This is a genomic window from Chryseobacterium sp. MHB01, assembly GCF_034651565.1.
Lineage (GTDB): Bacteria > Bacteroidota > Bacteroidia > Flavobacteriales > Weeksellaceae > Chryseobacterium > Chryseobacterium nepalense.
Genome location: NZ_JAYEDA010000007.1, coordinates 255,719 through 262,111 on the forward strand (window position 1 = coordinate 255,719; position 6,393 = coordinate 262,111).

6 protein-coding genes are annotated in these 6,393 nt (G+C 38.5%); 2 read left to right on the top strand and 4 right to left on the bottom strand.

Translation table 11 applies throughout. The annotated features are described in order from the left end of the window. Positions 1-12: 12 nt before the first annotated feature. From U9K52_RS13500 to U9K52_RS13515, 4 genes are all read right to left on the bottom strand, one after another. Entirely contained in the window at positions 13-1,008 is a 996-nt protein-coding gene (locus U9K52_RS13500; RefSeq protein ID WP_322927029.1) for a DUF6624 domain-containing protein, read from the bottom strand. A 197-nt stretch (positions 1,009-1,205) separates the two neighbouring features. Beyond that, complete coding sequence (locus U9K52_RS13505) at positions 1,206-1,559, bottom strand: DUF4377 domain-containing protein (RefSeq protein ID WP_322927030.1); 354 nt, start codon at positions 1,557-1,559, stop codon at positions 1,206-1,208. Positions 1,560-1,647: 88 nt separating this feature from the next. Then, entirely contained in the window at positions 1,648-2,775 is a 1,128-nt protein-coding gene (locus tag U9K52_RS13510) for a M12 family metallopeptidase (protein WP_322927031.1), read from the bottom strand. A 713-nt stretch (positions 2,776-3,488) separates the two neighbouring features. Beyond that, positions 3,489-3,866, bottom strand: coding sequence for a helix-turn-helix transcriptional regulator (locus U9K52_RS13515; RefSeq protein ID WP_322927032.1), 378 nt, complete (start codon positions 3,864-3,866; stop codon positions 3,489-3,491). Between the two features lie 455 nt (positions 3,867-4,321). On the opposite strand from U9K52_RS13515, the gene U9K52_RS13520 reads away from it, so the two are divergent. Together U9K52_RS13520 and U9K52_RS13525 are read left to right on the top strand one after the other, a co-directional pair. Continuing rightward, entirely contained in the window at positions 4,322-5,902 is a 1,581-nt protein-coding gene (locus U9K52_RS13520; RefSeq protein ID WP_322927033.1) for a T9SS type A sorting domain-containing protein, read from the top strand. Between the two features lie 2 nt (positions 5,903-5,904). Then, on the top strand, positions 5,905-6,393 hold a 489-nt coding region (locus U9K52_RS13525; RefSeq protein WP_322927035.1), incomplete at its 3' end, for a hypothetical protein.

Below are 6,393 nucleotides of genomic sequence, written 5' to 3' on the forward strand. Positions count from 1 at the left end.
AGTTCAGCAGGTTTATTTGATATATTTATTTTGGAGTGCGGGCAGCTCTTCTTTGTATTGTTGTAGATTAAAGTCAATATTAAAGCTAGACTTCACATAAGCTTTTAATGATTCCAAGCCAACAGAAGCACGCCGTTGATCTACATGATCAACATCTTCTATTGGAAAGATTACAAATTTTTTACTTACTTTATCAATTACAGTTTGTGATCCATACTGCTGCATCTTTCCTTCTCTCATATTTATTCGATCCTCTAAATAGGCCAGATCTTTTGGAAGTACTTTACCAGCCTTGCAGCTTTTCCTGAAAAGAGGTAAATATTTTTTTTGAGAAGTAAGATCTGCATGCTGAAGTATCAGGAAAAGATATTGATTATTCTTGTATCCAATCTCAGAGGGACCAAGCCATCCATACTGATTAATAATTTCCTCAAACGCATTAAAGTTATTTGCGTCCACTTTTTTCATGGCATCAATTAAATCTTTTTCCCCTGACGAATTTAATCCAGAAGCCTTTCTTAGAGAATCCAGCTTTACCCTGATCGACTGGTCCGATTCCCCCATCTCCTTAATACGGTTAGCAATATCTTGTTTTATGCCTTTTAAAAACGCTTGTTTATTACGTTCCGCATGACTCAATACACCCGTCCATTTCGGATCGTTTTTAATGTTATTAAAATCTGAGTCTTTACTGAGCATACTGTAAAACTCAACCGGGTCATCCCATCCTTTGATTGTTTTTCCTGCGAGGATTTTTTGCAGGTAAAAAAAAGCTTTATTGTTACTTCCAGCTAAACTCCAGGCGCAGGCAGCATTATAGAAGTTGGTTTGGGTACTCTTCCCATTAAAGTCCTCGAAAGCGCGGTCAAATGATTTTCCGGCATCCGCATATTGTTTTCCATGGTAGAACCTCATGCCCTCATCGATATATAAAAAATATGTAAATTCTTGTGCATGTATGGTGTGTGATATTAATACGATTATTAAAGCAGCAAAAAAGGTTTTCATCAGACAGTGTTAAATAATAAGCGATAAATATTAAAAACTAATTAGGAACGGAGTTTTGCCTGTAAATGCAAAACGCGCAGGAAACTTAATGGACTACATATCTTTTAAGCCTGCTTTTACTTTTTATAAATTATTAAAATAAAAAACCGTCTTAACTAAATCGGCTAAGACGGTAAGAATAAATTAATAGGTGTTTATCAGTCAACCTTCTCTTTAGAAAGCGTTTGTATCAGCTCGTAATGGGTATCACTTCCGTCAGCCGGTGGATTTTGAAGCTTTGTTAGCCTAATGCGCAACTTATATTGATACCCCGGCTCATAGCTAAAGCCAGAGATCGTTCCGTCACTCACCGTATAGCTATTGTTTGTACCCGCTTCTTTGATGGTTAAACAAGTATTAGATTCCGTGGAATTAAAGCTAGGATTACATTTGCTGTATGAAGAAGCAATCTCAAATTCAGCCTCTCTAACCTGCGGCTCATCGTCTTTACTGCACCCCAAGCCAAGCGATAAGGTCAGTAACAAAGCCATTAACGTCATAAAGTTTTTCATAATATTACAATTTGATTATGACAAAGTTATAAAAAATATCACACCATCGAGACATAAATTAAACTGTTTTTTTTCTCTTATCCTCACCTTATTGGTATCTGGAATGGTCATTGGGAATTCTTCCCCCAGCGGGTGGATTGGGATTGCCATTGTTTAGCTGAGCCTGGAACTGCAGCCTTTCCTGCGGAGTCATAACCGTATTGTCCGTCTTATATACCGTGGTAGCAAGCTCCCTGTACACATCGGATCGGGCGATATAGGGAATGTAAAAGCTGTTGGCCCATTGCCTGTCGGTAGATGATGTGACATCATTACCCGTAAAGGTACTGCCATCAGATTTTTTGGTCATCACAATTAGATTAGGGCTGCTAGCAAATGCCTGGGAATCATAGATCATAACAGACTGAAAATCCACAGACCCAATATTGTAGTAATTGCTTGTCCTTTTATTAAAATTAAACCGCTTTTCAGGAAGTACATTATTTAAATTAAGGTTAACATAGTTGTCGCGGTCAAAAGAATTATGCTCATGATCCAGTCCAATTGCATGTCCTAATTCGTGAATAGCAGCACCCACGACGCCACTATAGACAAAAGATGCCGTTTGTATTTTAAGTTCCTGCCGACCACCATTAGCATTTCTTCCGATCTGGGAACTATTAGTATTGCCGCCGTTCACAAACTCTATGTAAGGATAAGCAAACCCATACGTCGGATCTACGGTAGGCATTCCGGTCGCATTATAAAACCGGATGTTTGAATTGGCCTCCCAATGTTCAATTGCCAATCTCATAATATCCTTTTGGACTGTTGACAGACTTGGTCCATAAACATACCTTACCATTGCCCACATATTATAGGAGGTCGGATACTGGCCAACGGCCTTATTGCCTTGCGTAAGACTCAGTGGCATTCCGGTAGCCGGATGGGTGGTGTGGTCGGCACTCAGAGGGCTAGAATTAGCGGGCACCAGATCACCATATTTGTCTAATGATTCCAGCTGTGCTTTATTAAGAATAATATCATCTGATAGATAATATTGTCCATCTTTCAACAAGACCTGGACTCCTGATTTCAGCGTAATTAAATCTCCCTTCCCTGTCACCGAAGGATTAGTGTCATTGTTCTCGGTAATGGTATTGTCTCTGTTGCAGGATAAAACCATCAATAACATTACCATACTTGCCAATAGTTGGCGGTAGGATTTTTTAATCATGATATAAAGTTTTTGATTATATGCCCATTATACGCTGGGCATGGCACGTTATATCTTTTGAAAAGTATTGTATTATGGTCTGATCGGATGACTTATGCCAATTTTGAGGAGAAGCACTAAAATTGTGTATGAAACTTCAGTATATGTAACCGGATATTTGATTAACCTAAAATTAAAAGTATTTTGAAGGGTCCTTATAATAGACGGTTATATAGCGTGCAGTGATTGAGACAAGACATCTCAACAGATATTGATGCAATACTTTATTAATCGGTACGGTACTTAAAATTACATCCTTGAAAAAGGAATACAGATCGGCTACTGGGTTGGCCGTGTCGTTCTACAATATCAAAATAATAGAATGAGAATTCTATTAATTGAATATTAATTCACTTTGTAGTGTAAATTTATAAAAAAAAATAATACAATAAACAATTTTTTTGCCTTTGTATTAGATTGCTGTTGCTTTGGAAGATTTATACCACAGTATTACTCTTAGGCAAGCGCTAACCTACGAGCATTTTAATTTAAGCAAGACATATATTGTCTTTTGTATAAGAATTATTCGATCTTTACCCAAAAACGATAAACCAAAGCCTGTCAGTCTTTTTTTTAAGGCTACTGTTTAGAATTAAGTGCGAATATCACCTTATACTCTCATAATACATCGGATTTTTGTCGTCCAACGCAATGATCTTCGCGCCATCGAACGTTTATCCCTTATTATCTATAAGCTTCTCTATCAACTTATTTTGGGTGACCAGTAAACTTGTTATTGCATCCTGATTTCTTAATATACCTTTAACAATCTCCTGAGATTCATTATAGGAAATTGAGTTGGTATTACCCATATTCTGGATCTTACAATCGTTATTGGTAATGTTAAATACTAGAGAATCTTCCAATAGATCACTTATCTCAACGTCGAATAGTTCGCAAATCTTTAAAAGTTTTTCTGTCGTTGGTCTTGCGATATCAGTTTCCCATTTATGATAAGCCGGTTGCGATACGTTTAATGAATCAGCGACTTCCTGCTGTGTAAATCCCTTATTTGTCCTAAGTCTAGCCAGCTTAGTTCCCAATGTTATCATGCCGAAAATTTAGATATGCTAATTTAAAGAATTTAAATTTACTGGTAGTTTAATTTTATAACCACTGGTTATAAAATTTATAACCGAAACACTATTCTAACTAATCTTTTATTGATAGCTTGCCTCCCGAAAAATACTCTGCCAAGAGTTCAGACATCCGAAAAAACCCGGTATGTCTTAGGGGGAAACCCCTATTGTCTGGTATATCAGATTTCAACTATCTTTAACCCAAAACAATAACCTAAACGCTATGAATATCATATTTTATAATATTACTCTATAAAAATTACCCACAATTTTTATACGTCACTTTATAATACGACATGATTTGTCGTTAAGGGCCAATATCTTCGCGCCATCGAATGTTACCTGAATGAAGGGCATCCCAAGCCCACCTTTTCATCGTCAGGATATAACACACAGACCCCATCTAATAAATTAAAAACAATATAACTATGAGGCGACTCTATGTATATGCATTTCTATTGTGCATCCCTGGCTATAGCTATAGCCAGGAAGTAGTCTGGCAAAAAGACATCACATCTTCAACGCAGGATTTTCTCTCCCAGGTCACTACTACCATTGACCAGCAGTATTTAATAACAGGAAGCTCTATCCAGACAGGAAATAACATGTCCAAAGCTGGAGGCAAAAGCCATTTGCCAACAGCCAACAACCAGCAGCAAAACAACGGTTACGATTTCCATTTGGTTAAACTGAACCAGCAGGGCGAAGAAGTCTGGGAGAAATATTTCTCGGGACAAAATCATGATTTTTTATCGGCTACCGTGAATACACAGGATGGCGGGTTCCTTATTTCAGGAACTTCGTTTAGCAGTAAGGGGTTGGATAAAAAAGAAGATTCCAAAGGCGGAAGCGATTTTTGGCTGATTCGCATCAATGAATTCGGCGATGAGTTGTGGCAGAAAACCATTGGCAGTGCTTCAGATGAGGAAGCAAGAGCGGTGATCCAGATAACGGATCTGGGATTTTTTGTAGCAGGCAACATTCAGAATGCTGCTAAAGGTTATGGTTCTAAAGATGTCCTTATTGTAAGATTGGATAAAAACGGAAAAGAAGTATCCCAACTCATTGTAGGCGGAAAAGGATTGGATGAAGTTGAGAAAATGATTCCTACGAAAGACGGAGGCGCTTTACTTGGAATGTATTCCAGAAGTAATGCCGGAGGATCCAAAAAGACAGAAAACTTCGGTGAGGGCGATTACTGGATTATCAAGCTCAATAAAGAAGGCAAAGTAGAATGGGAAAAGAATTTCGGAGGAAAAGGCGATGATCATTTAAGGACATTGGCTTTAACATCCACAGGTTTTTTAATCGGTGGAGAATCAAGGTCTGAACGGTCAGGAAATAAAACGGTAGGCATTGAAGAAGGAACGGACCTATGGCTGATTTCACTCAACGAAAGAGGCGAAGAGATCTGGCAGAAATCCTACAATTTCAAGAACCGGGATGTGCTGATGGGAATGAGCGTCGTATATGGCTCTGATGACAAATCTTCAAAAGGCATTTTGTTGGGAGGCTACACGCAGGCTGAAGGAAGAAGGATTGAAAGTGATGATGAAACGTTCTGGATGCTGTATCTGGATCAGAACGGAAATGAGCAGTGGAGAAAGCATGTAAAAGGAGAATCCAGGAAAAGAGAGGAAAGATTATCTGACATAAAACTAAACAGGGACGGGTCCATTGTATTGGCCGGAACGAGTGCAGAGGAATTAGGAAAAGAGAACTGGAAGATCGTAAAGCTGGGTGACAAGCAGATTGACCAGCTGATTGAAGAGCAGGATATCAGGATCTATCCGAATCCGGTATCAGATTATGCGTATGTGGAGGTCGGTCATGACTTTAAGGAAGCGGATATTGTGCTGTACGATATGGGCGGAAGACAATTGCAGAGCCTGAAAACAAAAAATAAAGTCACCAAGATCAATACGCAGAATCTTATTCAGGGAGCGTATCTGGTAACGGTGAAAACGAATGATAATAAAATAGCGAGTGCTAAACTGATTAAGAAATAACCATGAGAATAAAGAACCTTATAACAATACTGCTTATAGCAAAGTTTTCTGTAAGCCTTATTTCAGCCCAGTCGGCTACTATTGAAGAGAATTTTCTTTCAGCTCCGTCTGCCGCTTCTTTACCAACCTATGTAAAAACTCCCGTAGCTATATCTTCCGGTATTCCGGAAACCAATATTCCGTTCTTTTCTCTAGCAACGCATCGTAAAGAAATTGCTGTCAATTGTGGTATGAATTACCACCCCAACAATTCGGGACGCTATAACAAGGCCTCAGATCTGGGTTTAGGATGGTCAACCTACGGATTAACGGCTCTTATTTACAGGAACATTAATCCTTTTAATGGCTTTCCTGAAGATACTTATTATTATAACGTATTAGGGCGCAGCGGAAAGTTTTCCCTGAGCAAGAATTCATCCGGAGTCAATATATTCCGTAAACTGACTTATGATAAGTTAAATATTACTTTTACCGAACCAAACGGACAGTAC